Annotated in this window: 25 protein-coding genes; 13 read left to right on the top strand and 12 right to left on the bottom strand. The window is 66.8% G+C overall.

Annotated elements, in window-relative coordinates:
* The first annotated feature begins 66 nt into the window (after positions 1–66).
* Positions 67–1,383 (top strand): alpha-galactosidase, encoded by a 1,317-nt coding sequence (melA, locus tag ACPPVQ_RS03170; RefSeq protein WP_426518553.1) that lies wholly within the window; start codon positions 67–69, stop codon positions 1,381–1,383.
* Positions 1,380–2,240: a class II fructose-bisphosphate aldolase gene (locus tag ACPPVQ_RS03165; protein ID WP_426518552.1), complete on the top strand. Its 861-nt coding sequence runs from the start codon at positions 1,380–1,382 to the stop codon at positions 2,238–2,240. The genes melA and ACPPVQ_RS03165 overlap by 4 nt, the downstream gene beginning before the upstream one ends.
* Positions 2,241–2,288: 48 nt before the next feature.
* Here ACPPVQ_RS03165 and ACPPVQ_RS03160 read toward each other — a convergent pair whose 3' ends face one another.
* Entirely contained in the window at positions 2,289–3,356 is a 1,068-nt protein-coding gene (locus ACPPVQ_RS03160; RefSeq protein ID WP_426518550.1) for an amidohydrolase family protein, read from the bottom strand.
* Between the two features lie 140 nt (positions 3,357–3,496).
* On the opposite strand from ACPPVQ_RS03160, the gene ACPPVQ_RS03155 reads away from it, so the two are divergent.
* The 9 genes from ACPPVQ_RS03155 to ACPPVQ_RS03115 all read left to right on the top strand — a co-directional run bounded on the left by ACPPVQ_RS03155 (position 3,497) and on the right by ACPPVQ_RS03115 (position 11,318).
* The gene (locus tag ACPPVQ_RS03155) at positions 3,497–4,378 is read left to right on the top strand and encodes an SIS domain-containing protein (RefSeq protein ID WP_426518548.1); all 882 of its coding nucleotides are present in this window, start codon (positions 3,497–3,499) and stop codon (positions 4,376–4,378) included.
* Between the two features lie 89 nt (positions 4,379–4,467).
* Positions 4,468–5,784, top strand: a complete 1,317-nt coding sequence (locus ACPPVQ_RS03150) for an ABC transporter substrate-binding protein (protein WP_426518546.1) — start codon at positions 4,468–4,470, stop codon at positions 5,782–5,784.
* A 19-nt stretch (positions 5,785–5,803) separates the two neighbouring features.
* Entirely contained in the window at positions 5,804–6,754 is a 951-nt protein-coding gene (locus ACPPVQ_RS03145; RefSeq protein WP_426518545.1) for a carbohydrate ABC transporter permease, read from the top strand.
* The gene (locus ACPPVQ_RS03140) at positions 6,754–7,644 is read left to right on the top strand and encodes a carbohydrate ABC transporter permease (RefSeq protein WP_426518543.1); all 891 of its coding nucleotides are present in this window, start codon (positions 6,754–6,756) and stop codon (positions 7,642–7,644) included. Before ACPPVQ_RS03145 ends, ACPPVQ_RS03140 begins: the two co-directional genes overlap by 1 nt.
* Positions 7,641–8,585 (top strand): carbohydrate kinase family protein, encoded by a 945-nt coding sequence (locus ACPPVQ_RS03135; protein WP_426518541.1) that lies wholly within the window; start codon positions 7,641–7,643, stop codon positions 8,583–8,585. Before ACPPVQ_RS03140 ends, ACPPVQ_RS03135 begins: the two co-directional genes overlap by 4 nt.
* The gene (locus tag ACPPVQ_RS03130) at positions 8,582–9,472 is read left to right on the top strand and encodes a 1-phosphofructokinase family hexose kinase (protein WP_426518539.1); all 891 of its coding nucleotides are present in this window, start codon (positions 8,582–8,584) and stop codon (positions 9,470–9,472) included. Before ACPPVQ_RS03135 ends, ACPPVQ_RS03130 begins: the two co-directional genes overlap by 4 nt.
* A 136-nt stretch (positions 9,473–9,608) precedes the next feature.
* Positions 9,609–10,064 carry an SRPBCC family protein gene (locus ACPPVQ_RS03125; RefSeq protein WP_426518537.1) on the top strand — a complete coding sequence of 152 codons (456 nt, stop codon included), beginning with the start codon at positions 9,609–9,611 and terminating at the stop codon, positions 10,062–10,064.
* Between the two features lie 42 nt (positions 10,065–10,106).
* Positions 10,107–10,913, top strand: coding sequence for an SDR family oxidoreductase (locus tag ACPPVQ_RS03120; protein ID WP_426518535.1), 807 nt, complete (start codon positions 10,107–10,109; stop codon positions 10,911–10,913).
* Between the two features lie 102 nt (positions 10,914–11,015).
* Entirely contained in the window at positions 11,016–11,318 is a 303-nt protein-coding gene (locus ACPPVQ_RS03115; protein WP_426518533.1) for an ATP-dependent DNA ligase, read from the top strand.
* A 13-nt stretch (positions 11,319–11,331) separates the two neighbouring features.
* Here ACPPVQ_RS03115 and ACPPVQ_RS03110 read toward each other — a convergent pair whose 3' ends face one another.
* The 10 genes from ACPPVQ_RS03110 to ACPPVQ_RS03065 form a co-directional block, all read right to left on the bottom strand.
* Positions 11,332–12,141, bottom strand: coding sequence for a GvpL/GvpF family gas vesicle protein (locus ACPPVQ_RS03110; RefSeq protein ID WP_426521381.1), 810 nt, complete (start codon positions 12,139–12,141; stop codon positions 11,332–11,334).
* Entirely contained in the window at positions 12,138–12,470 is a 333-nt protein-coding gene (locus ACPPVQ_RS03105) for a gas vesicle protein K (protein WP_426518531.1), read from the bottom strand. The genes ACPPVQ_RS03110 and ACPPVQ_RS03105 overlap by 4 nt, the downstream gene beginning before the upstream one ends.
* Before the next feature lie 30 nt (positions 12,471–12,500).
* Positions 12,501–13,442 (bottom strand): gas vesicle protein, encoded by a 942-nt coding sequence (locus ACPPVQ_RS03100; RefSeq protein WP_426518529.1) that lies wholly within the window; start codon positions 13,440–13,442, stop codon positions 12,501–12,503.
* 29 nt (positions 13,443–13,471) lie between these two features.
* Positions 13,472–13,882: a gas vesicle protein gene (locus tag ACPPVQ_RS03095; protein WP_426518527.1), complete on the bottom strand. Its 411-nt coding sequence runs from the start codon at positions 13,880–13,882 to the stop codon at positions 13,472–13,474.
* A 55-nt stretch (positions 13,883–13,937) separates the two neighbouring features.
* Positions 13,938–14,258: a gas vesicle protein GvpO gene (gene gvpO / locus ACPPVQ_RS03090; RefSeq protein WP_426518525.1), complete on the bottom strand. Its 321-nt coding sequence runs from the start codon at positions 14,256–14,258 to the stop codon at positions 13,938–13,940.
* Positions 14,259–14,512: 254 nt separating this feature from the next.
* On the bottom strand, positions 14,513–14,761 hold the full coding sequence (locus tag ACPPVQ_RS03085) for a gas vesicle protein GvpG (RefSeq protein ID WP_426518523.1): 249 nt from the start codon (positions 14,759–14,761) through the stop codon (positions 14,513–14,515).
* A gap of 4 nt (positions 14,762–14,765) precedes the next feature.
* Positions 14,766–15,506, bottom strand: a complete 741-nt coding sequence (locus tag ACPPVQ_RS03080) for a GvpL/GvpF family gas vesicle protein (protein ID WP_426518521.1) — start codon at positions 15,504–15,506, stop codon at positions 14,766–14,768.
* Positions 15,506–15,943, bottom strand: coding sequence for a gas vesicle protein GvpJ (gene gvpJ / locus ACPPVQ_RS03075; RefSeq protein WP_426518519.1), 438 nt, complete (start codon positions 15,941–15,943; stop codon positions 15,506–15,508). Before gvpJ ends, ACPPVQ_RS03080 begins: the two co-directional genes overlap by 1 nt.
* A 13-nt stretch (positions 15,944–15,956) precedes the next feature.
* Entirely contained in the window at positions 15,957–17,126 is a 1,170-nt protein-coding gene (locus ACPPVQ_RS03070; RefSeq protein WP_426518517.1) for an SRPBCC family protein, read from the bottom strand.
* Positions 17,127–17,138: 12 nt separating this feature from the next.
* Positions 17,139–17,984: a hypothetical protein gene (locus tag ACPPVQ_RS03065; RefSeq protein WP_426518515.1), complete on the bottom strand. Its 846-nt coding sequence runs from the start codon at positions 17,982–17,984 to the stop codon at positions 17,139–17,141.
* Positions 17,985–18,390: 406 nt separating this feature from the next.
* Between ACPPVQ_RS03065 and ACPPVQ_RS03060 the strand changes: the two genes are divergently transcribed.
* A complete protein-coding gene (locus ACPPVQ_RS03060) occupies positions 18,391–21,033 on the top strand; it encodes an Ig-like domain-containing protein (RefSeq protein ID WP_426518513.1) in 2,643 nt (880 codons plus the stop codon).
* A gap of 387 nt (positions 21,034–21,420) precedes the next feature.
* Here ACPPVQ_RS03060 and ACPPVQ_RS03055 read toward each other — a convergent pair whose 3' ends face one another.
* Positions 21,421–22,095: a DUF805 domain-containing protein gene (locus ACPPVQ_RS03055; RefSeq protein WP_426518511.1), complete on the bottom strand. Its 675-nt coding sequence runs from the start codon at positions 22,093–22,095 to the stop codon at positions 21,421–21,423.
* 232 nt (positions 22,096–22,327) lie between these two features.
* Here ACPPVQ_RS03055 and ACPPVQ_RS03050 point away from each other — a divergent pair, with 232 nt between their 5' ends.
* Positions 22,328–22,954, top strand: coding sequence for a TMEM175 family protein (locus ACPPVQ_RS03050; RefSeq protein WP_426518509.1), 627 nt, complete (start codon positions 22,328–22,330; stop codon positions 22,952–22,954).
* Positions 22,955–23,466 lie beyond the last annotated feature (512 nt).

The following is a 23,466-nucleotide window of genomic DNA, read 5'->3' as shown; positions in this document are numbered from 1 at the left end:
GATCATATTATCCGCAATTCGCTCATTCTGTTGCGCGGACCAGACAGAGTGTCGCACAATCGCACCATGCCCCAGATTGTTTTCCTCGGAGCGGGAAGCGTCGTCTTCACCCGCCAGCTTCTCGCCGACCTCTTCCGTTTCGACGACCTGCCCCCGCTGCGCATCGTGCTGCACGACATCAATGCCGAACGTCTCGAGGTGGCCCGCGGGACCGCCGAGCAGGTCGCGGGTCGCTTCGGCCGTACGGCCGAGATCGTTGCGACCCTCGACCGGCGCGAAGCCCTCGCCGGTGCTGACTTCGTGATCAACATGATCCAGGTGGGCGGCATCGCCGCCACCCGCATCGACCTGGAGGTGCCCGCCGCGGCCGGCCTGCTCCAGACGATCGGCGATACGACAGGGGTCGGAGGCGTCTTCCGCGGCCTGCGCACGTTCCCCGTTCTTTCCGGTATCGCTGCGGACATGCTCGACCTGTGCCCGGATGCGTGGTTCCTCAACTACACCAACCCGATGGCGATGAACGTCTGGTGGATGTCCGTCGTCGCACCGGACATCAAGACCGTCGGCCTCTGCCACAGCGTCTACTGGACCGTGCACGATCTCTGCGACCTCATCGGCGTGCCGATGGAGGGCACCCACTACCGGGCGGCCGGCGTCAACCACCAGGCCTGGCTGGTCGAATGGTCGCGCGACGGCGAAGACATGTACCCCCGCCTGCGCGAAGCGATCGAGCGCGACCCCGAGCTCCGCCGCCGGGTGCGCGTCGAGATCTTCAGCCGCATCGGGTTCTACCCGACCGAGACGAGCGAGCACTCCTCCGAGTACCTCTCCTGGTTCCTGCGCGACCCGGACCAGATCGAGAAGTTCCGCCTCAAGCCGCTCGAGTACATCGGCATCTCCGAGGAGAACGTCGCCGAGTTCGAGCACGCCAAGGCGGCTCTCGCGACGGGCGAACTGCTGGAGCTGGAAGAGGGCGCAGCCGAGTACGCGCCCCAGATCATCCACTCGATCCTCACCGGCACGGAGCGCACGATCCACGCGAACGTCGTGAACCGCGGCCTCATCGACAACCTCCCGGAGGGCGCCGTGGTCGAGGTGCCGAGCCTGGTCGACGCGACGGGCGTGCATCCGTTGCCGTTCGGCGCCATCCCCGCCCAGGGCGCCGCGCTCAACCGCACATATCTCTCGGTGGCTGAACTCGCTATCGAAGCCGCCAGGACCGGCGACCCGGAGCTCGTGCGCCGTGCCGTACTCACGGACGCGAACGCCGCCTCCTCGCTCACGCCCGAGCAGATCTGGGCACTGTGCGACGAGCTCACCGCACGCCACGCCGCGCTTCTGCCCGTCGCGCTCGGCGGCACGCTCGAGACTGCGGCACGGTGACGCTCGCGCCCACGCGCGAACTGATCGCTGCGGCCTCGGCTGACGGCCGGGCACTCGCGGCGTTCAACGTGCTCTCCCTCGACCATGCGGAGGCCGTCGCTGCCGGCGCGGCCTCCGCCGGGTCGCCCGCATTGCTGCAGCTCAGCGAGAACGCGATCGCTTTCCGCGGTGCGCCCGAGCCGTTGCTCGCGGCCTGCCGCGAGATCGCGCTCGCGTCGGGCTCCCCGCTCGGCATCCACCTGGACCACATCGAGGACCGCGCGCTCGTCGAGCGGATCCTCGCCCGGGCATCCGATTTCGGCGTCGGCTCGATCATGTTCGACGCATCGAAGCTGGACTACGCAGCGAACGTCGCCGCGACACGGGACATCGCCGCCCGTGGGCACGATGCCGGCGTGTGGGTCGAAGCAGAACTCGGCGCGATCGGCGGAAAGGACGGCGCGCACGCTCCCGGCGTGCGAACAGATCCGTCGGAGGCCGCCGCGTTCGTCGAGGCGACCGGAGTGGACGGGCTCGCCGTCGCGGTCGGCAGCTCGCACGCGATGCGGGATCGTTCGGCGCAACTCGACCTGGATCTCATCACCCGGCTCGCCGCCGAGGTGCCCGTGCCGCTCGTGCTGCACGGCTCATCCGGTGTCGCGGATGACGTGATCGCGGCGGCCGTGGCAGCCGGCATCCGCAAAGTGAACGTCGGCACCGCCCTCAACATCGCATACACCGGCGCACTGCGGGGCTCGCTGGCGGCCCAGCCGGATGCGGTTGACCCCCGCCGCTACACGCACGGCGCCCGCGCGTCGATGGCCGGGCTCGTCGCCCGGTTCTGCGCCGTCGTCGACGCACACCGCAAGGCCGCCTAGAGCTCGTCCTCAGCCCAGTCGTCGGCACCTCGACGACTGGGCTGAGGCTCAGAGCCCGAGCACGCGCCGCGCGTTGCCCCGGTAGACCGCCTCGAGCAGCTTCGGGTCGAGCGCCAGCGCCGACACATCCCAGCGGCCCTGACCGGGGATCTCGTCGTCCGGGTCGTACGCGAACCCTTCGTCGTCTGTCTCGAAGAAGCGGTAGTGCAGTCGATACTGCTCGGTCGTTGGCGGATAGCAGTCGGTGCCGAAGAGCACCCGCTCAGGATGCGCATCCACGAGGCGCGCGAACCGGCGTGGCTGACGGCCGAGCTCGGCCATGCGCCCGGCCGTGTCGATCGTGTAGTTCGGTGCCGCGGTGAGGAGCCGCTCGACGCGATCGAGGTCCTCGGCCGCGCATCCCGCGTGTGCACCGATGAACCTCGTATCGGGGCAGGCGAGCACCAACGCGGCGTGTGCATCCAGCAACCGGTCGAACGACGGGTAGCGGTCGCGGTCGCCGAACCACCAGTCCGGCATCCCCGCCAGCTCGTCCAGGCGCTCGTTGTGGCGGTCGAGCGGTTCGAAGAACGCGATCGGGTCCGCGGTGTGGATGAGCACCGGCAGGCCGAGGGAGCCGGCGTGCGCCAGTACCTCGATCACACGGGGGTCGTCGGGGAGGATCGTCCTGCCGTCGGCGTCGCGCACCCAGAGACCGAGATCTTTCCAGACCTTGACGCCGCGGGCGCCCCGCGCGACGCTGTCGTCGAGCGAGGCCGTCAGCTGCGCGACGCCGCCGGGCTCCGCGAGCCGCGACCAGTCCACGTGGCAGAAGGTCACGAAGCGATCCGGATGCGCGCGATCGTAACGCTCGACGTTCGCGGTCACCTCGTCGCCCCACCGGCCGTCGAGGTTGACGATCGTCTCGACACCGCAGTCGTCCATCGACGCGACGAGCGCGCGCACGTCGTCGACCATCCACACGCCACCGGACTGCCAGCGGCCGAGGTGGTTGTGGACATCGACCACAGGGACGGCGGGCCGGGAAACGTCGGTCACGCGGGCGCGCAGCTGACTGCGGGGAGCCCAGTCAACCAGGCGCAGGTCGGCGAGATCGAACTGGTCGTCGCGCGTCATTCGGAAACCTCTCTGTAACAAACGATCAGAAAGAGTGAGCGATATGCACAGTCTTGTTGTCAAACGCTCACTCCGCGCTAATGATAAGTCCAACGCGCAACGGAGTGCGCCGCATCGCCCACGACCCACAGGAGTACCTTGTGACACTGACTTCCCGCGAAATCGCCAGCCAGCCGGCCATCTGGCGCGAAGCGCTCGACAAGCACGCAGAACGAGCGACCGAACTGCTCACGCTGCCCGGCTCGCGCATGCTCGTGCTCGGCTGCGGCACCTCCGCCTTCGTTGCCGAGTCGTTCGCTGCGCTGCGCGAGCAGGCCGGCTTCGGGGTGACCGACGCCGCATACGCGTCCGAGCCGTGGACGTGGCGCGACTACGACGCGGTCCTGGTGCTCAGCCGCTCAGGCACGACCACCGAGGTCGTCGAGGCGCTTGACGCGCTTCCGGCCGGGGTGCGCACGATCGCGGTGACCGGTGTCGGTGACTCTCCCGTCGCCGAGCGTGTCGACGACGTGCTGCTGCTCGACTTCGCCGACGAGGAGTCGGTGGTGCAGACGCGCTTCCCGACCACCTTCCTCCTGCTCGCCCGCGCGGCTCTCGGCGAGAACGTGCACACGCTCCCCGCCCAGGCCGAGGTGACCCTCTCTCGTCCGCTCGACGTCGACATCGAAGGCCTCACGCATTTCGTGTACCTCGGCAGCGGATGGACGTACGGGCTGGCGCAGGAGGCGGCACTCAAGATCCGCGAGGCCGCGCAGGCGTGGGCCGAGTCGTACCCGATGCTCGACTACCGGCACGGACCGCTCGCCGTCGCCGACAGCCGTTCGCTCGTCTGGATCATCGGCCGCGCCGAACCGACCCTCGTCGCCGACATCGAGCGCACCGGCGCGACCGTGCGCGTCGGCACCGCCGATCCCCTGGTCGAGCTCGCCCAGGCGCAGCGCCTCGCCGTCGCCATCGCGGAGCGCAGCGGGCTGAACCCCGACGCCCCACGGCACCTGACCCGTTCCATCGTGCTCAGCTGACCACCAGCATCGACAAGGCAGAATCCGATATACCAGCAGACCCAATACCAGTAGCACCACTACAGCAGAACCCGAGAAGAGGACCAAAGATGTTGACTCCACTCCGCAAGCGCGTGCTTCGCGCATCCGGCGTGCTGGCCGCCACGGCCGTGCTCGCCACACTAGCCGGGTGCAGCGGATCGCAGGGCGCGACCACGCTCGACACCAAGGCAAATACGCAGATCGAAGTGTGGTCGGGCCAGTCCGACCAGGCGGAGAAGACCATCGAGGCTCTCGCGAAGGAGTTCGAGAAGGCGCACCCCAACGTCACCGTGAACATCTCGCCCGGTGCGTCGTCCACCGACCAGTTGCTGCAAAAACTCTCAGCCGGCTTCGCAGGCGACCAGTACCCCGACATGTCGTACGCATTCGGCTCGTGGGCCGGGCAGCTCGAAGCCTCCGGGCGCACGCTCGACATCTCGGCCGAGGTGAAGAAGCCAGAGGTCAAATGGGACGAGTTCACGGCCGCCGCTCGTGGCACCGCCCAGCCGACAGGTAAGAAGGTCATCGGCTTCCCCGCCGTCGTCGACAACATCGGCCTGCTCTACAACAAGACGCTCTTCGACAAGGCCGGCCTCGCCTATCCCACCGCCGACTGGACCTGGGACGACTTCCGCAACGCAGCGAAGAAGCTGACCGACACGGCCAACCACGTCTACGGGTACGGTTACTCGGTCTCCGGCAGTGAAGAGACGACCTGGCAGTTCTGGCCGCACCTCTGGCAGAACGGCGGGTCCATCATGAACGGCGCCGGCACCAAGTCGGAATTCGCTTCGCCTGCCGGCGACGACGCGCTCACCTTCCTGCGCTCGATGGCGGTCGACGACAAGAGCGTCTACCTCGACCAGACCGACGAGAAGTTCGGCCAGCTCTTCGTCAGCAACCGCATCGGCATGATCACCTCCGGCCCGTGGGAGCTCAGCGACCTCAAGACCGGTGGCACGAAGTACGGTGTCGTGCAGCTGCCCGGCACGAGCGGCGACCACCAGACGGTTTCGGGCCCTGACATCTGGGCGCTGTTCGACCACCACGACGCGAACCGTGCGTACTGGGCCGCCCAGTTCGCAGAATGGCTGACGTCGGATGCTCAGGACGCACGCTTCAACGTCGCGATCGGCAACCTGCCGCTGCGCTCCTCCGAGGCCACCTCCGCCGCCGTCGCGAAAGAGTCGGCTGACTATCCCGGCTACGACGTGTTCGTCGCCAACTCCAAGAACGTGAAGCAGACCCGACCGACGAGCAAAGGCTACGCGGATCTCTCCGTGGCGATCGGCAAGGCGATCTCGTTCGTGCTGCAGGGCCAGGGCGAACCGAAGTCCGCTCTCGACAAGGCAGCACAGACGGCTGACGCCGCCATGAGCAAGTAGGACGGAGGCGAGGACCACCATGGCCGACACGACCTCCCGCACCGTCGGGCGAGGGATGACGCCGGACGCGACGCGCTCACGCAGCGTCAAGCGCCGGCGGGGACTGATGTCCGCGCTCACGGGGTGGGGGTTCGTGGCTCCCGCCACGGTCATCATCCTGGGGCTCTCTATCTTCCCTGCGCTCTGGGCTTTCGTTCTCTCGTTCCAGAGCTGGGACGGGTTCACGGCGCCGACCTGGGTCGGCGGCCAGAACTATGCGACCCTGGTCGGGGATGCAGACTTCTGGAACGCCGTCACGAACACGGCCGGCTTCACACTGCTGTTCGTCCCGTCGTCTGTCCTCCTTGGGCTCTTCCTCGCGGTCGCGCTGAACCGGCGCATCCGCTGGATGGGTTTCTACCGAACGGCGATCTTCGTGCCGTTCGTCGCCTCGGCGGCGTCCACGGGCATCCTGTCGACCTACCTGTTCAGCCCGCAGTTCGGACTCGTCAACAACGTGCTTCGCGTGCTGGGCCTTCCGCAGCAGGGCTGGCTCGACGACCCGCACCAGGCGATGCTCGTCATCGCGATCATGTCGCTGTGGGGCTCCGCCGCATTCACGACGGTGATCTACCTGGCGGCACTGCAGGACGTGCCGTCCGACCTGATCGAGGCCGCGCGCATCGATGGCGCAAACCGCTGGCAGACGTTCTGGCGGATCGTGTGGCCGCAGCTCGCGCCGGTCACGGTCTTCGTGGTGATCTGGCAGACCATCGAAGCCATCCAGCTCTTCGACCTCGTGTACACCACGACGCGCGGAGGCCCGCTGGACGCCACCAAGACGATCGTCTACTTCCTGTACGACAAGGCGTTCCACGCGTTGCAGTTCGGCTACGGCTCGGCCGCGGCGTACGTGCTCTTCGCGTTCACGCTGCTCATCACGATCGGCGTCGTGCTGTATTCGCGACGCCGGGGTTCGGAGGCTTTCTGATGGCGACAGTACTCGACGAGGTCTCGAGCGCCTCCCTGACCGTGGCGCGCGAGGTCGGAGCAGGCGGCGGCCGGCGCAAGCGACGGATGAGCGGATGGCACTTCGTGCTGCTGCCGATCGCGATCCTGTTCGTGGTCCCGTTCGCGCAGATGATCCTTGCCTCGTTCTCGCCGGCGAAGGACCTGATCGCATTCCCGCCCCCATTCATCCCGTCGCACCTGACCCTCGACGGCTACGTCAGGCTCTTCAGCCAGACCGACATCCTGCTGTGGCTGGGCAATACCGTGATCGTCTCGGCGACGGCGATCGTCTCGAACATCGTGCTCTGCTCGCTGGCCGGTTACGGATTCGCCCGTCTGAAGTTCGCCGGCCGCAACTTCGGCTTCCTCATGATCCTCGCGACGATCATGATCCCGACGCAGCTGCTGATGATCCCGACCTACATCCTGTTCGCGAAGCTCGGACTGCTCAACGGGCTGGGCGCGGCGATCGTACCGTGGCTCGCGACCGCGTTCGGAATCTTCCTGATGCGGCAGTTCTTCATGTCGCTGCCTGCCGAACTCGAAGAGGCCGGCGCGATCGACGGCTGCAACCGGTGGCAGATCTTCTTCCGCATCGTGCTGCCCCTGGCACGCCCGGCGATCGCCACGCTCGCGATCTTCACCCTGCTCGGCGCGTGGAACGACCTGGTCTGGCCGCTCATCGCGATCAACAACCAGAACGCCTTCACGCTCCAGCTGGGCATCGCGAACTTCCAGGGCATGCACCAGACAGACTGGAGTCTCATCATGGCCGGCAACGTCATCGCGACGATGCCGCTCATCCTGTTCTTCCTCTTCGCACAGCGGCAGTTCATCGCGACGATGACCTTCTCGGGCCTGAAGGGATGAGCGTCATCGACGTTCTCGTCGTCGGCGACGCCAATCCCGACCTGATGCTGACGGGCGACACCGTCCCGCGTTTCGGTCAGGCGGAGCAGCTGCTCGACACAGCCGACCTCGTGCTCGGTGGAAGCGCGGGGATCGTGGCGTGCGGGCTCGCGCAGCTCGGCGTGCGCACGGCTCTTGCGGCCGTCGTCGGGCAGGACGAGTTCGGCGGCATCGTGCTCAAGCGGCTCCGCGCGGTCGGTGTCGACATCTCGGCGATCACAGTCGACCCCGAGCGGCCCACCGGCCTGTCCGTCGTACTGTCGGAGCCGCACGACCGCGCCATCCTGACGCTGCCAGGAACGATACCTGCGCTCTCCGCGGATGCCGTGCTCGAGGCATTCAGACAGCTGCGGCCTCTGCACGTCCACTTCGCCTCGTACTTCCTGCAGCCTTCCCTTGCGGCCGCGCTCCCGGAGGTGCTGGATGCGCTGGCCGCTCGCGGCACGACGACCAGCCTCGACACGAACTGGGACCCGGCCGAGCAGTGGACCGGTCTGGACGAGGTGCTGCGACGGGTGGACCTCTTCCTGCCCAACCGCGAAGAAGCGCTGGCCATCGCGTCAGCCCTCGGCGGCCGCAGTGTGACGGATCTGGATGAGGCGGGAGCTGCCCTGTCGGCTCTCGGCTGCCGCGTGGTCGTCAAAGCCGGTGCGGATGGCGGTGTTGCCTTCGAAGACGGCGCCCGTGTCGCTTCTGCGCCGGGACTCGTACTGGATGTGGTCGACACGACCGGTGCGGGCGACAGTTTCGATGCCGGTTACCTCGCCGCGTTTCTTGGAGGTGCCGGCGATGAAAGCGAGCGCCTGCGCTGGGCGGCAGTCGCGGGCTCACTCTCCGTGCGCGGGCAGGGCGGCACAGGAGCTCAGGCCACACGCAAAGAACTCGTCGGCGCACTCACGTGACGATCCACACGCTCGGGCTGACGCCTGCACTGGACATCGTGTACGTGCTCGACCAGGTGCGGCTGGGCGCCATCCATCGTCCGCCGGTGGTGATCCGCTCGGCTGGGGGCAAATCGCTGAACGTCGCTCGGGCGCTGGCCCGGCTGGGTCTGCCCGTGCGGGCGATCGCACCACTCGGGGGGCGAATCGGCGAGCTGGTTGCCGATCTGCTCAGGGTGAGCGCCGTCGAGGTGGATCGCATCCCGACGGAGATCGAGACGCGGCTCTGCGTGAGTGCCGCGGACACCTCGGCGCGAAGCCTGACCGAATTCTACGAACCGGTGGTGGCATTCGACGTGCCGCTCGACGAGATCGCGCGACGCACGCGATCCGTGCGGCCCGGCGAGTGGCTGACGCTCTCCGGCGCGGTGCCGGCCGACGTCGATGCGGATGCCCTCGCCCGCGTGCTCGCGGCTGACGTCGACCGAGGTGTCCTCCTTGCCGTCGACGTGCACGGGCCTGCGCTCGGCGCGATCATCGACACGGCGCATCCGCGGTTGGTCAAGGTGAACCGGGGCGAAGCATCCGACCTGACCGGCGAAGCCGACCGCGAGCGGGCCGCGCTGGCCCTGGTCGCACGGGGTGCGCAGACGGCCGTGGTGACCGACGGCGAAGCCGGGTCGTTCGCCGTCACGGCGTCGGGCGAGCGAGTCGTCGCGGCGGTGGTCGACCGGCCCGGGCTGTTCCCCGTGGGCAGCGGTGACTGTTTTCTTGCCGGACTGGTCGGCGTGCTCGACCGCGGCGGGAGCCTGGGCGAAGCGCTCGCGGTCGCCGCGGAGGTCGGGGCTGCGAACGCGCAGGTGCCGGGTGCTGCCGTGTTCGACGTGGAGCCCCGGCGCACTTCCTGAGGGATGCGCCAGGGGGAACGCATACAGAGAACGGGCCCTGAGCGCAATCCCTAGCCGAACCAGTGAGCGCGGCGTATGGTCCCCTCAGAAAGCCGTCCTCACGGCGCGGCAACCGACAACCGAAGGGATGAAGACAATGACCCAGGTAATCGAAACGATCGACGTCGACGTACCCGTCGCGATCGCCTACAACCAGTGGACGCAGTTCGAGTCGTTCCCGCATTTCCTCGACTTCGTCGAATCGGTCCACCAGATCGACGACACCCACACACACTGGAGAGTGAATATCGCGGGGGTCGAACGAGAATTCGATGCCGAGATCACCGAACAGCACCCGGATGAGCGCGTGGCGTGGAACAGCACCGGCGGCGACGAGGACCACGCCGGAGTCGTCACGTTCCACAAGCTGTCCGACTCCACGACCCGCGTGACTGTTCAGCTCGACTGGAACGCCACAGGCCTCATCGAGAAGGCCGGTGTCGTGTTGGGCGTCGACGACCGGGCGATCAAGAGGGACCTCCAGAACTTCAAGACGTTCATCGAGCTGCCGGCGAACCGGAGCGGCGCGTGGCGAGGGGACATCGCGCTCTGAGCCCCCTTGTCGCAGGTCTCGTTTGAGCGGACACTCGGCGACATGGCTGTAGAAGACTTCGCTCCACGCACTGCAATCGTCACCGGTTCCGACTCCGGCATCGGACGGGCCACCGCCGTCGTCCTGGCCGAGGCCGGCCTCGATATCGGCATCACCTGGCATTCGGATGAGGAGGGCGCGGAGGAGACCGCTCGCCTCGTTCGCGACGCGGGCAGACGCGCAGTGGTCGCGCGGCTGGACACGACCGACGCACCCGCGTGCGGGGACGTCGTGGACGGCATGGCCGACAGCCTGGGCGGCTGCGACGTATTCGTCAACAATGCCGGCGTCAATGGCGGTCCGGCCTTCTTCGACACGGACTGGGACACCTGGCGCACAACGGTCGCCGCTGACCTCGACGGTCCGTTCGTGTGCATCCAGCGGATTGCGCACCGTATGGTCGATGCCGGCCAGGGCGGCCGGATCATCGCCGTCACCAGCGTGCACGAGCACCAGCCGCGCGTCGGTTCAGCCGCATACGACGCCGCCAAGCACGGCCTCGGCGGACTCATCAAGACGCTCGCCCTCGAGCTCGGCGAATACGGCATCACCTGCAACTCCGTCGCACCGGGCGAAATCTCGACCCCGATGAACAACGCCGAGGACGAAGACCCACGCCTGGTGCACCGTCCGGGCATACCGCTGGGTCGCCCGGGCGACGCCCGCGAAGTCGCCGCCGTCATCGCCTTTCTGGCCTCCCCGGCTGCGTCCTACGTCACCGGCGCGTCCTGGACCGTCGACGGAGGGATGCTGCAGATGGGACCGCAGGCCGGCTCCCACCTGACGAGCGACGACTGGCGAAAAGCATGACCGACGACTTTCGATAACTTGGTGCCGCGAGCGCCGCCGAGACTTACGATTGGGTGAGGCTGTGTCGCCCCCGGACCCTGGGCGTCAGGCGGGAGGTGCCGCATGGGCACGCTGACGTACGGCACGGGCCACTGCTTCGGTTTCGACGACCGGACCCTTGCTCACCTCCAAGTGGTGATGGGGTTGAAGCTTCGTCGCCGCGAGGGCTTCTTCTTCTCCTGGATCGATCCGGCCACCCTCGGAACAGGCCGCGTGACAGTGTGGATCGACCCCAGCATCCCCCTGGCGTTCCGCTATGAGCATGGCGGCACAGCACCGATCGACCGTGAGTGGCTCGAGGAGATGAGCCTCCAGTGCAACTCGGCGGCCGGCCTCCGGATCAACTGCAAAACCCTCGAGGAATAGCCCCCTTCGCGGGCTAACGGGCCGACGCGCGGTCGCCGACCGTCCCGATGTCGAGCGCGTCGGTGAACGAATACGGCGGCCACGGCCCGAAAAAGCTCACCTCAGCAGCCGGCTGCTCGCTGCGTATGGTGGCCAGGACGGACCCCACGGACTCCACCGCCTCCCGGCGGGCGAGGAGGGCCAGGTTGAGCACGGTCACGAATCCCTGCGGCGGATGGGCGCGGCGGCCCTCAGAGAGGTCCTCGCAGTGCTCGGCCAACCGTCGCCGGTAATCCGGATACAGTTCGTCGGCCCGTCGGTCGGCCGCGTCGCGTTCGAGGGTGTCGAGCTTCCTCTGCAGCAGCCGACGGACGCCAGGAGGGCGTTCGGCCAGGGAGTTTCGCAGTTGCGTCGCCTCTGGGTCGGATTGCGCCACCCTCTGCGGGTCGAGGTCGATCTCGACCTGCAACTCGACCAGGCCCGCCAGGGTCTGGAGCCTGGCTGCGAGGGTTTCGGCGGAAGTGGTGAGCCAGCCACAGAGTCGCTCCGCGGCCGACTCTCCGTCGCCCGGCGCCACAATCACATTGAAAGTGGCCGGCAATACGGTGTCGCCGAAGCCCCACACGCGCTCCACGACCTCGCTGTGCTGAACGACCCATTCCTTCACGTCGGCGTCGTCGCCGGTCAGCGCGCCCACCTGGCCTTCATGGACGACAGCGGCGAGGCCCGCGGCCGTGACGACCTTCAGCGGCGCGTCGCGAATGCCGACCCCGAGCGACGGCGTAGCGACGCGCTCCGGAAGGATCGCATAGAGGTAGAGGCCGGGCTCCTCGGCGGTGGTCATCGCTTCCACGGGAGACCCTTTTCCTGCCCGTCGGTTTGGAGTCCCACGTTGACGAGCTTGCCGACGACATCGTCCACGACGTCGTCGAGCGCGGAATGCAGATCGGCCACGGCCTCCGCGATGCCGTGATCCCTCTTGATCTGCTCCATCGCCTCATCGAGCTCGAGCAGCGCGTCGCCGAGCCGGGCCTGCTCCTCCTCGGTGAGGTCGCCACCTTCCAGACGTCGGAGCGCCTGCGTCTCCAGAGCTCCCTGGATGACTTCGACCAGTGTCACGACGAGTGTGAGCACGCCGTTCTTGAGGCTGTCCTCATCCACGTTCAGTGTCATTGCGCACCTCCGATGTCGTCCATGCCGCGTTCATCCCGGAGCCGCGCCGGTCGCCTCGGCGAGGACCTGCGCCCACTCCGCGATCCGGTCACCCGTCAGGCGCACAGTCCCGCCGGATGACTCGATCACCAGTATCCGCCCGTTCGTCTCCTGGTCGGGCTGGTCCTCGGTGCGGACTCGCGTGATCTCGCGGGGCGTGAGCTGGACTGCGGGTCGCCTGTCCTCTGCCGCCTTCCACGTGAAGCCGGTGGCGACGTTGTACACGGCGGCACCTCTGCGCCAGACCGGAGAGCCGGCCCGGGTCTCCTGGAACAAGAGATCACTGGTGAGCAGCTGCCCCTCGGGCGACGCGTCCTCCAGATCGAGCTCACGCGGCGGGGGTCCGGGGCGTCCCCTCGACGCGGTCGCGGTCGCGATACCGTTCCGGCTGCCGAGCACTGACACCAGCTGTTCGGGCCGGGCTGCCTGGAGGACGACCTCCTGGCCGCTCGCCAAGCGAACCTCGACGCGGGTGCGCTCACTGCGCCCGGCGCTCGGCTCGGATTTCTTCGTGACGGTAGCGACGTCGGAGCGCGGCGCTTCCCAGAGGATCTCGGGAGGCTCACGGCGGAAGACCATCAGACGCTGCGTGGTCACCAGCACGGTCCCCAACCGCCAGATCGCAGGACCCTGCTCCGCTCCCGCCTCGTTCAACCCTCCTGCCATTGTGGCCAGGACGTCTTCGCCCGAACGCAACGGGAGGTGACGGGCGACGGACTGGCGAACGGAGGCCCGCGTGCGTTCGTCCCAGCCCTGCATCATGCCGTACTCGAGCATCGTCTCCATGCCCGCAATCGTGGCGCGCAGGTTGACGCCGATGAGCGGGATGTCGGCGACGGTGATGATCAGGTCGACGTCGAGATAGACGCCCTTGTTGAGCAGCACGTCGACCAAGGCTCCCAGGGTCGCCCGCTGGTCCCGCGTCGGTTGCACAGGCGATTGCGACGACTGCGACATCAGACTCACTCAGCTTCCGACGACCCGGACTGTTTCGATAGCGCTTGCGCGCTCTGCCAACCGCACCATGGGCAGAACTCGTTGAGCAGTTGCTGCAGCGGGGCCTGTTTGCCGCACGCCGGGCAGGTGTCCTTCTGCTCCATAGCATCTTGCCACGCGACCGTGTCTCTGGAGGTCCCTGAAGGGAACTCCAATCCGTAGCGCGCTGCGGTCTCCAGGGAGGCCAGTGCGGCGCGGATGCGGATCCCGAGGAGCTCCACCCCCGCGACGGCGACGGTGATGTCGGCGTTGATGACGAGGCCCTTGTCCAGCAACGTCTCGATCACGTGCGTGAGCGTGCCGTCGCCCGACCGCTGAGGCTGCATGGCTTTGCCGCGCATCGGCATCATGGATGCGCCTACGTTGTCATCGCTCATTCGGCCACCCTGGATTCGGATCGGTGAGGATGCAGCGGTGGAGTCTGCGCCGGCCTCATTCGCGGCTGGTCCGGCCGCGCACATACCGGGACTTCCGGGAGTACGTCGTGAGGTCACCGGCGTCGTCGATGCCGACCGCGTACTCGGCCAGGACATCCGCGGTGTCCGGGATGCGACGGCTCTCGACGACTTCGACAGTCACCGTCCAGCCGCCGTCGTCGCCCTTCTCGATACCGACCACGCCCTCCACTTCGTGCCGACTCAACTCCTGCAGCTGCCGCACGGCCTCGCGGGCAGCGATCGCCGGAGTCATCTTCGAGTTGCGGCCGCTGCTCTGGTCCCCCCCGGACTTTCGGTCCTCGGGCTTCCGGTCCACAGGCTTCCGGTCGTCGGACTTCCGGTCGCCGGACTTCCGGTCCTCGGGCTTCCGGTCCTCGGACGAACCATCGCTCTGACGATTGCCGGGCTTCTCCTTCGACGAGGGCTCGGAAGGCTCATTCGGCGAGTCTTCCGATGACTCCTTCGATTCCGATGAGGAGGCCTTCGCTTGCGAAGCACTCCCGGCGGTCGCGCCCGACTCCCCACGCCGCCGTCGCGTGGTGATCGTGGGCTGGTCTTGATCGGCCATTGCTATCCCTCCCGACGCGGCTGCCTACTGGCTTCCATGAGTCTGGCGACGAGTTCCTTCTCCAACGCGCGGGCGTCGTCCTCGGAAATCATCCCGAGCTCTCTGGCGTGCCCGATCTCTTCGAGCTGCCGCTGAATCACGCCAGGATCGTAGTACTGTCGCCTGGCTTCTTCGAGTACCCGCTCTGCGATCCAGATGGTTCCTCGGATGGGCGCAAACGGCAACCCGATCAGGCTGGTCAGTAACCCCATGGCCTCACACCTCGCCGACGAAGTCGTAGGGCGCTTGCGGGCCGAGCAGACGGAAGGTGATCCGGCCCGCGCTCTCGGCGGCCAGACGCTCGACCGCGCTCTCGAAGTCGCCCTGCGCAGTCCGCTCAACCAGCGCAACGAGTTCGACGACGTCCCCGGCCCGGCTCCGCTCGTGGATCACCAGTTCGCGTGTGACCGGCGCCAGTCGGTCGGAAATGGTGCGCGCATCCCCTGACGCCTTGTGTTCCAGTTCGTCGGCGACCAATCGGCCCTCCTCGATGAGCTCGTAGTAGGACTCCTCTTCGCTTCTGCCGCTGGTGGTCTTGCGAAGTCGCGCGACCTCGGGGTTCTCGCTGATCACCTCGGCCAGCGCTACCTCTTCGACGTATCGTGCGCGCACCGTGAACTGGCTGGCGCCCTCGATTCGTCGCAACTTGTCGAGGTACTCATCGCGCATGCGCGGCAGGACGTCGTGCATGATGGCATCGGTGTCGGGGACGATCGTCCCGAACGTCATCGGCAGCACGGCGCTCTCCGCGGCCACGTCATCCAGGACCCGGCTGTGCGCCAGCAGGTTCTCCGGCGTGCCGATCTCTGCGGAATCCACGACAGGGGTCACGAGAACGGCGAGGTCGCCGGACGCCAGGACTTCGACGCGCTCGTCGCCGACCCCGGGCAGCCCCGGGGCCGGCGTGCCAGCGCGCACGATGCCGTAGACGTACTGGTCAGTGTCGAGGGCGCTCATCATTCGCTTCGGCTTGGAGCCCGACGACGCGGAGGACGGCGCTCCTCACTCCTGTCGCTGCTCCTGTCGTCGCTCTTGTCGTTGTTCTTGTCGTCGTCATCGTCGTCGCCGCCCTCGATCGCGTCCTTCACCCCGGAGAGTGCGCCGCTGGTCTTGCCCTTGGCGCCGCTCTGCGACATCGACTCGACGAGTTCGGGGAGGTCCTTGCCGCCCTGCTTGGTCAGGTCGAGACGGTTCGTCGCCTCGGCGAAGCGCAGGTACGTGTCGACGCTCGCGATCACGATCCGCGCGTCGATGGTCAGCACCTCGATTCCGACCAGCGACACCCGCACGTAGGCGTCGATCACGAGGCCCTTGTCGAGGATCACCTCGATCACGTCCGCAAGGGAACTCGACTGAGGACGCTCGAGATAGCCGCCTCGGGATTGTGTCGTCATGCTCATTGCTCACCTACCTCCTAGCCGGCTCTTCGTCGGCTTCCTCGTACTCGTCTTCGTCCACTGGTTCGTCTTCTTCGTCGACGGGTTCTTCGTCTTCGTCGGCAGGCTCCTCCTCGTCGGCAGGCTCCTCCTCGTCGTCGGCCGGCTCGTCGTCGTACTCGTCGTCGCCGGAGTCGCCATCGGCGTTATCGTCGTCGTACTCGTCGTCGCGGTCCTCGTCGTCGGTGTTCTCGTCGTCGTCGGTGTCCTCGTCGTCGTACTCGTCCCCGCCTTCGTCTGAAGCCTCGGAGTCCGCGTCGTCCGACCCGTTGTCCTGGTCGTCGTTCTCTTCGTTCTCGGCGTTCTCCTGCTCGACGGCTTCCTCGTGGGTCCGGACAACCTCCTCGTCGCGAATCTCACCGCGCCAGCCTTCTACGCTGTCCGGATCGAGAATCGTCGTCGTCATGACGTGGCGCACATAGCGCTTCATCTCGACACGCACGCGCCGCCCGACGGCCCGCCAAATCTGCCCGGTCTTCTCGAAGAGTCCCTGCGGGTAGTACTCCACGACGATGCAGATCTTGGTCAGCCGCGGTCCGTACTCGTGGAATGTGACTGCACCGTCGAGATGACCTTTCTCTCCTGTGGACCTCCAGATGATGCGGTCGTCCGGCACCATCTCTTTGATCGTCGCGTCCCACTTGCGGTGAGACCAGAACACCTGTCCCTTGAAGCTGACCTTGCCTTCGTCCCCTTCGTAGTCGACGTTCTCGACCTTTTTCATGAAGTCGGACCACTGCTCGAACTCGGTCCACTGGTTGTACGCGACCCTGGCCGGAACACCGACCTCGATCCACTCGACGATGTTCACGAGTTTCTGCTGCTTGCTACCCGAACCGCCGCCGCCGGTGAAGACGTCCTTGATCTTGTCTTTCACACCGGAGACCGCCCCGCCGACTGCCGCCTTGGCCGGGTTCTCCCCTTTGGCGGCAGCCTCGACGCCTGCCTTCGCAGCCTCTCCGGCCGGGCCGGGCGAGTCGCCACTGGCGAAATCCGTCAGCTTCTCGGTGAGACCCTCGACCTTGTCGGACGCCTTGCCCAGGAGATTGCCGAACAGCGACTTCCCGTACTGGATCCCGCTGTCCATCAGGTCACCGAGAGGCAGCCTGTCCATCAACGACTCAGACGACTTGTCAGCCATATCATGCTCTCCTTACTTTGAGGACCGGCCGGAGCGGGAACTCTGCGAGCCACTGTTCGATGAACTCGATGAGCCGCCGCGTCGCGGAGTCGCCTTGGCGGCCGAGGATCGGGAGGACGACGAGCCGGAGGACGACGATCCAGCCGACTTGGACGTCGAACTCGACCGCTGTGCAGGCTTTTGCGTGGATCGCTGTGCGGGCTTCTTCGCAGTCGTCGACGAACTCGACGAACTGCGCGAAGCCGCGCTCCGCGACCGCGGCGCCGACTTCTTCGGTGCCGGTTCAGGCTCTTCCTCGTCGGCGGGCTCCTCGTCGGCGGGCTCTTCCTCGTCGGCAGGCTCCTCCTCGTCGGCAGGCTCCTCCTCGTCGGCAGGCTCCTGGTCGGGCTCTTCCTCGTCGGCGGGCTCTTCCTCGTCGGGCTCTTCCTCGTCGGCGGGCTCCTGGTCGGGCTCTTCCTCGTCGGCGGGCTCTTCCTGGTCGGGCTCTTCCTCGTCGGCGGGTTCTTCCTCGTCGGGCTCTTCCTTTTCGGGCTCTTCCTCGTCGGATCCCTCAGGCCCTCCGCCGTTCATCCGATCCGTCCGCGTCTGAAGCTTGTTGGTCAGCGCGGAGATCCCCTTGGAGGCTCCGGCGATGCCGGCTTCCTTGAGCGCACCGGACATCTTTCCGGTGATCTGCCCGACCAGCTTCTTCGTCTCGGGCGACGACTCCAGGAGCTCCTTGCCCTTGTCGAGCAGTGCCGGCGCGAACTTCCGCCCAGCGACCGCTGTGGCGATCACGAACGCCAGTCTCAGCTTCTTCGTGCGGCCAAGCAGATAGCCGCCGAGCAGCAGACCCGCCATTTTCGTCTTGTCATCCATGGGCACAAGTTCCTCCTGGGGTTGTGAGGCTTTCTAGACGTGTTGTGAGGCTTTCTAGACGTAAGGGGTTTCCGTCGAAACCGAACGTTGGCTGCAACAGTAGGCGGGTGTGCAGCGCCATGTAGCCCCTTGACTAAGACAAGATTGGGGGTATCGCCCGGGCGACCCCCATTGTGGGGTCAGCGGTCCGACGGAAAAGGTGAGCGGCGCCGTCCGCCCACGCAAACTTCGTCGTCACGGCGCACCCCATCCGGTCGAGGCGTGGCACTCGCAACGTGAAACCGCCACCGCCCCGCAAGTGAATAATTGAGAACTTGTCGCCTAATTCGGATCCGCTGTGTTTGAATGAATTCGCAGGAGTCGCCTACCGCGTCGTCCGTGTGCACCCGGGGAGCGGAGGTCTCTCGTGGTTCACGTCATCGGGTCCGCACGGCGATCGTTCGTTGCCGCGATCGTCCTCACCCTGATCCTGACGAGCACGGTCGCCGCAAACTCCGCGCGGGCCGCGACTCTCACCCTTCCGGATCTGAGGATCCTCGTGCCGACGAACCTCATGTCGATCGCCGTTGATCCCGTGACCCATCATCGGATGCTCCGCTACACGCACATCACCGAAGATGCGGGGACCGGGCCGTTCGAGATTGATCCCACATATGATCCCGCGACCGGTCTGTCGACCTTCGTTCAGACCATTTACAACAGTTCCAGTCCTGGCGTGTGGTCGGTCGATCATAGGGTTCCGGTCGCCGTCAACGGGGCCTTCGTCAACGGGAGCGACTACCGGTTCCCACTGACGAAATTCACCCTCAACCACCTGAACTCCAACGGATCGATCGGCGCGGTCGCCGCGACCAGTTCCAAGACGGACTACTGCATCACCGGGGACAATCGGGTGGGGGACGTGCCGAACACTCCGACACAGACTTTCATCCCCGCATCCAATTGCACTGACCCGGCCAAGCCGCTGGGATGGAGCGTCGGTTGGGGCGACCAATACGACCAGACCGATGCCGGACAACCGATCGACATCAACGCGCTGCTCGACGGCGCCTACGTCCTGAAGGCCACGGTCGATCCCGAGCACGTGCTCACGGAGAGCAACAACACCAACAATGTCACTACGACCGTACTGACGATCAAGGGAACGGCCGTCACCGTGGGCGCCCAGTCGCGACCGGTCACCGTACCACCCAGTATCTCGCTCACCAGTCCTGCGCCATCGTCCACGGTCTCCGGCACGGCGCACCTCTCCGCCTCAGCATCGGCGGTCGCGCCCGCGGTAGTCGCCTCCGTGCAGTATCTCCTCGACGGCAACCACCTGGGGCCGGCATTGACCACGACGCCATTCGCATACTCCTGGACGACCGGAAGCACGAGTCCCGGTCGGCACACCCTCAGCGCCCAGGTCACGGACTCCGCGGGGAACATGTCCACTGCCGCGGTCGTTCCAGTGACGGTTGCCGCCTCGGGAAGCCCGCCGGGCTTCGCCGTCGATCAGACGGTCTCGGCAACCGGCAGAGGGACAGTGGCGACCGCAGCATTTTCCGCGCACTCTCCCGGTGAGGTGTTCGTCGCGTTCGTAGGCTCCGATGGGCCAGCCAGCGCAGGCGCCCAGACCGCCACCGTCAGCGGAGGCGGCTTGAGTTGGCGGCGCGTCTCCCGGGCGGACGCGCAGTTCGGGGACAGCGAGATCTGGACGGCCACTTCGTCGGGCTCGCCAGCAGGTGTCGTCGTGACGTCGACTCCGTCGCAGACGGGATTCGATCAGCAGCTGTCCGTGCTGACCTTCGCCGGAGCATCCGGGGTCGGTGCGAGCGCGAATGCCTCGGCCGGATCCGGCGCGCCGAACGTGAGCGTGGTGGCGTCCAAGGCCGGATCGCTCGTCTACGGGGTGGGGAACGACTGGGATACCGCCACGCCAAGGACGCCGGGCGTCGGGCAGACGCTCGTGGCGCAGTGGGCGGACACCGCTACAGGCGACACCTTCTGGGCGCAGGGCCTGACCTCGGCCAGCAGCACGATCGGGAAGAGCGTGTCGATCGGCGACACCGCACCGACGACGGATCGCTGGAACCTGGCGGCGATCGAGGTGGTCCCGGGTTCCGTCCCGGCAACGCCGGACACGACACCGCCGACGGTGTCGATCACCAATCCTGCGCCAGGACAGACTGTGTCGGGAACCACGCCGGTCGCCGCGGCCGCCAGCGACAACGTCGCGCTGGCCTCCGTTCAGTTCCTCCTGGACGGCCAACCGCTCAGCACTCCACTGACGTCGGCTCCGTACGCGCTCCAGTGGAACACGACGGTGGCCAGCGCGGGGAGCCACACCCTTTCCGCCACGGCAACGGACACAAGCGGGAACCGCGGGACCGCAACGCCGGTGACCGTGACCGTACAGAACCCGGCGCCGCCCATGACCTGCTTCGTCATGCAGGTGCAGAGGAGCATCCACGGAACGGGCCCGGTTAGCGCGCCGGCCTTCAACACGGCCATGCCCGGCGAGCTCCTCGTCGCATTCGTCGCCTCAGATGGGCCTGCCTCAGCGGGAGCACAGACGGCGACCGTCGGCGGCGCCGGACTCACCTGGACCCTCGTCAAACGTGCGAACGCCCGGTACGGTGACAGCGAGATCTGGACGGCTACGGCTTCGGCAATCCTCACGAACGCAACCGTGACATCCACCCCGTCGGCCGCAGGCTTCGACCAGTCGCTCACCGTCATCGCCATGGAGGGTACGAGCGGCATCGGCGCATCGATGGCCACATCCGCGGCCACCGGCGCGGCGGCGGCCGCTCTCACGACCGTCTCGGCAACGTCACTGGTCTTCGCCGTCGCCAACGACTGGGACAACGCAGCCGCAAGAACGTTCCCGTCCGGTTTCGTCCCTCTCGACCAATGGACGGACACTCGGACCGGGGACACGATGTGGAGCGAGTACACGAACCAGCCGACGGGCGCGGCCGGATCCATCGTCCGGATCGGGACAAGCTCGCCCTCAACAGACCAGTGGAACATGGTGGCCGTCGAACTCAAGAACGACGGCAGCTGACCTCCGCACGGCACCCCGCCGGGAGCATGGCGACCTCCGGCGGCGCAAACCATTTAGACGCTGTCTCGGACTCCCAGCCCAAAGCAATTGATGACTACCTCACAGCGCAACGCGCCGCCTGCAAAGATCACGAAGGCGAAAGCCCAGGACACAGACGGGGTGGTGCGCCTTCTCGGGCTAGGGTCTCGGCCCGGCCATCTCGCCCGCGAGATGTGCGAACAGTGCGGTTTTCGCCCCGCGGATAGGCACTTTTCGCACACCTCGGCGGCGCAGTTGTCAGAACGGCAGCACGGTCCGCGGCGGGCCGGCCTCCAGCTCGTCCCACTCGATGTCGTCGAAGATCGCCTCGGCGTCACTCGCGGGTCCGTGCCCGCTAGACGCGCCGGCCTAGTCGAAGCGGGCGCCCGCCGGGTCCGAGGACCGGCACATGAGCACGATGAGCACGATGCCGCCGGCGAGCGGGAGAAACGTCCACAGGATGTTCCACGCGCTCAGATTCGCGTCATGGAGCCGGCGAACCGTCAGAGCCCACGACGGAACGATGATCGCCAGCATCACGACGAACACCACAAGCCCCACCGCTTGGCGCCCCGGCGACCCGGGCTCGAGGATGCTCGTCAGAACCACTGCTGCCAGGTAAAGAATGGAGAAGACGAGCTGCCACCACCAGTATTCGCTGCGGCTCGCTCGACCCTTGAACCGCGCGTACTTCGTCCAGAACCGGATGAACGCCTCGACGATGGATGCGCCAGGAAGCGGTTGGGACTCCGGGTCGATCGGCCTGTAGACGGACGAGGAGTATCCGGCTGCCGCGTAAGCCATCGGCGTGTACGGCTCGGACGTGGACGACCCGTAGGTGGGCGGCGCGTAGGCCGGAGGCGCGTAGGCGGGCGCCGCGTAGGCGGGTGCGGGGGCCGCTTCGGGAACGACAGCAGGATGCTGCTGGGTGTGCTCCGACCATCCCTGCCCTGTCCACCAGCGCAGCCGGCCGCCGTCCACCGGATCCGGATACCAGCCCGGTGCCGGCGTCGACGTCGGGGGAACGGGGGTGGCGTCATCCATTTTTCGAGTCTGTCAGGGGCGGCCGCACAGAGCCCATCCCCAGTTCTGGTCAGGTTTCCGCGGCCTTCCTAGGATGGGGTTCGAGCGGCGACGACCGCGACGAAGGGGACGCTCCGATGACCGATACGCATGGGCCCGCTGAAGAGCGAAGCACCGCCGGGACGCAGCAGGCCTTCACCGACGAGACCCGCATCGGCGAACTCGTGAAGCGCGCTGCGGGGGAGGCCGACCGGTGACAACGAACGACCCCGAGGCCGACGCGGGAGACGGTGCCACCTCCACCGTGATCGAGCCGACACGACTCGCCAGCTTCAGCGACGGCGTGATCGCCGTGATCATCACGATCATGGTGCTGCAGTTCGCGGTTCCGCAGGGCGGACGGCTCACCGACCTGATCCCTCTGATCCCGACGTTCCTCAGCTACGCACTGAGCTTCGTCTTCGTCGGGATCTACTGGAACAACCACCACCACCTGATCCGCGCGACCGAACGGATCGACCCTCGCGTCATGTGGACGAACCTCCATCTGCTGTTCTGGCTCGCCCTCATCCCGTTCGCGACCGCTTGGCTCGGTGCGCCGGGACACTATCTGATGACCTGGCCTGTGTTCCTCTACGGTCTCCTGTGCCTGGTCATCGGCGTTTCATACCGGTTCCTGCAGCAGGCGATCGCCCAGGCCAATCCTGGTCTTGCCTTTTCCGACCGCATCCGTCGCGACTACAAAGGCCTCGGCTCGGTGGCCATCTACGCCGTCGGGTGCGGCCTCGCGTTCGTCGCACCCCTGGTGTCCATTGCGCTCTACGCGGCCGTCGCGATCATCTGGTCCATCCCGGATCGCCGGCTGATCCAGGGGCAGTGAACGCGCGGGGGCGGCCCGGTATCTGCTCATCGGCATCGGACGTGGCGACACGGCGAACAGCCCCTACTATTACTCATGCACAGAATTGAGTGGGGTGCGCGCGTGGAACGCCTCAATCACGGCCTGAATGGCAGCGCCACCTACGCAATCAGCCTTGTGGCGCTTGCCCTCGCTGCTGTCGCACTCACCGGATGCCAAAGCTCCGTCTCCAGTGGAACGCGCACCCCTCCGCCTGCAGTCCGTTGCCCGGATTCCGCAACGGTAGTCGACGTCCTCACAACCGCAGTTATCGCGTCCGCGCCGGAGAGTAGCGCCGATCTCTGCGTCGGGAAAAGCACGTACGCCGACAAAGTATGGTTGTCTGCAGGCCTCAAATCCGTGCTCGCCACCGATGGCCCGAACTTCCCGATTATGGCAGTCATCGCTAATGGCGGTCCAGAATCGCGGTGCGACGCCGGGCCCAACACGTTCCTGGCGGTAAAGGTCGGCAACGGCTGGTATAGGACTCGGAG

It is taken from the genome of Leifsonia sp. McL0618 (assembly GCF_049994905.1).
GTDB lineage: Bacteria > Actinomycetota > Actinomycetes > Actinomycetales > Microbacteriaceae > Diaminobutyricibacter.
Note: the sequence above shows the minus strand (reverse complement) of the source record. Positions and strands in the feature narration are given on the sequence as shown.

What these genes read in the sequence shown, in the direction of transcription:
- melA (WP_426518553.1), top strand. Translation starts at nt 67, where the DNA reads ATGCCCCAGATTGTTTTCCTCGGAGCGGGAAGCGTCGTCTTCACCCGC.
- ACPPVQ_RS03160 (WP_426518550.1), bottom strand. Translation starts at nt 3,356, where the DNA reads ATGACGCGCGACGACCAGTTCGATCTCGCCGACCTGCGCCTGGTTGAC.
- ACPPVQ_RS03150 (WP_426518546.1), top strand. Translation starts at nt 4,468, where the DNA reads ATGTTGACTCCACTCCGCAAGCGCGTGCTTCGCGCATCCGGCGTGCTG.
- ACPPVQ_RS03145 (WP_426518545.1), top strand. Translation starts at nt 5,804, where the DNA reads ATGGCCGACACGACCTCCCGCACCGTCGGGCGAGGGATGACGCCGGAC.
- ACPPVQ_RS03140 (WP_426518543.1), top strand. Translation starts at nt 6,754, where the DNA reads ATGGCGACAGTACTCGACGAGGTCTCGAGCGCCTCCCTGACCGTGGCG.
- ACPPVQ_RS03135 (WP_426518541.1), top strand. Translation starts at nt 7,641, where the DNA reads ATGAGCGTCATCGACGTTCTCGTCGTCGGCGACGCCAATCCCGACCTG.
- ACPPVQ_RS03125 (WP_426518537.1), top strand. Translation starts at nt 9,609, where the DNA reads ATGACCCAGGTAATCGAAACGATCGACGTCGACGTACCCGTCGCGATC.
- ACPPVQ_RS03120 (WP_426518535.1), top strand. Translation starts at nt 10,107, where the DNA reads ATGGCTGTAGAAGACTTCGCTCCACGCACTGCAATCGTCACCGGTTCC.
- ACPPVQ_RS03115 (WP_426518533.1), top strand. Translation starts at nt 11,016, where the DNA reads ATGGGCACGCTGACGTACGGCACGGGCCACTGCTTCGGTTTCGACGAC.
- ACPPVQ_RS03110 (WP_426521381.1), bottom strand. Translation starts at nt 12,141, where the DNA reads ATGACCACCGCCGAGGAGCCCGGCCTCTACCTCTATGCGATCCTTCCG.
- ACPPVQ_RS03105 (WP_426518531.1), bottom strand. Translation starts at nt 12,470, where the DNA reads ATGACACTGAACGTGGATGAGGACAGCCTCAAGAACGGCGTGCTCACA.
- ACPPVQ_RS03095 (WP_426518527.1), bottom strand. Translation starts at nt 13,882, where the DNA reads ATGAGCGATGACAACGTAGGCGCATCCATGATGCCGATGCGCGGCAAA.
- ACPPVQ_RS03085 (WP_426518523.1), bottom strand. Translation starts at nt 14,761, where the DNA reads ATGGGGTTACTGACCAGCCTGATCGGGTTGCCGTTTGCGCCCATCCGA.
- ACPPVQ_RS03080 (WP_426518521.1), bottom strand. Translation starts at nt 15,506, where the DNA reads ATGAGCGCCCTCGACACTGACCAGTACGTCTACGGCATCGTGCGCGCT.
- gvpJ (WP_426518519.1), bottom strand. Translation starts at nt 15,943, where the DNA reads ATGACGACACAATCCCGAGGCGGCTATCTCGAGCGTCCTCAGTCGAGT.
- ACPPVQ_RS03070 (WP_426518517.1), bottom strand. Translation starts at nt 17,126, where the DNA reads ATGGCTGACAAGTCGTCTGAGTCGTTGATGGACAGGCTGCCTCTCGGT.
- ACPPVQ_RS03065 (WP_426518515.1), bottom strand. Translation starts at nt 17,984, where the DNA reads ATGGATGACAAGACGAAAATGGCGGGTCTGCTGCTCGGCGGCTATCTG.
- ACPPVQ_RS03055 (WP_426518511.1), bottom strand. Translation starts at nt 22,095, where the DNA reads ATGGATGACGCCACCCCCGTTCCCCCGACGTCGACGCCGGCACCGGGC.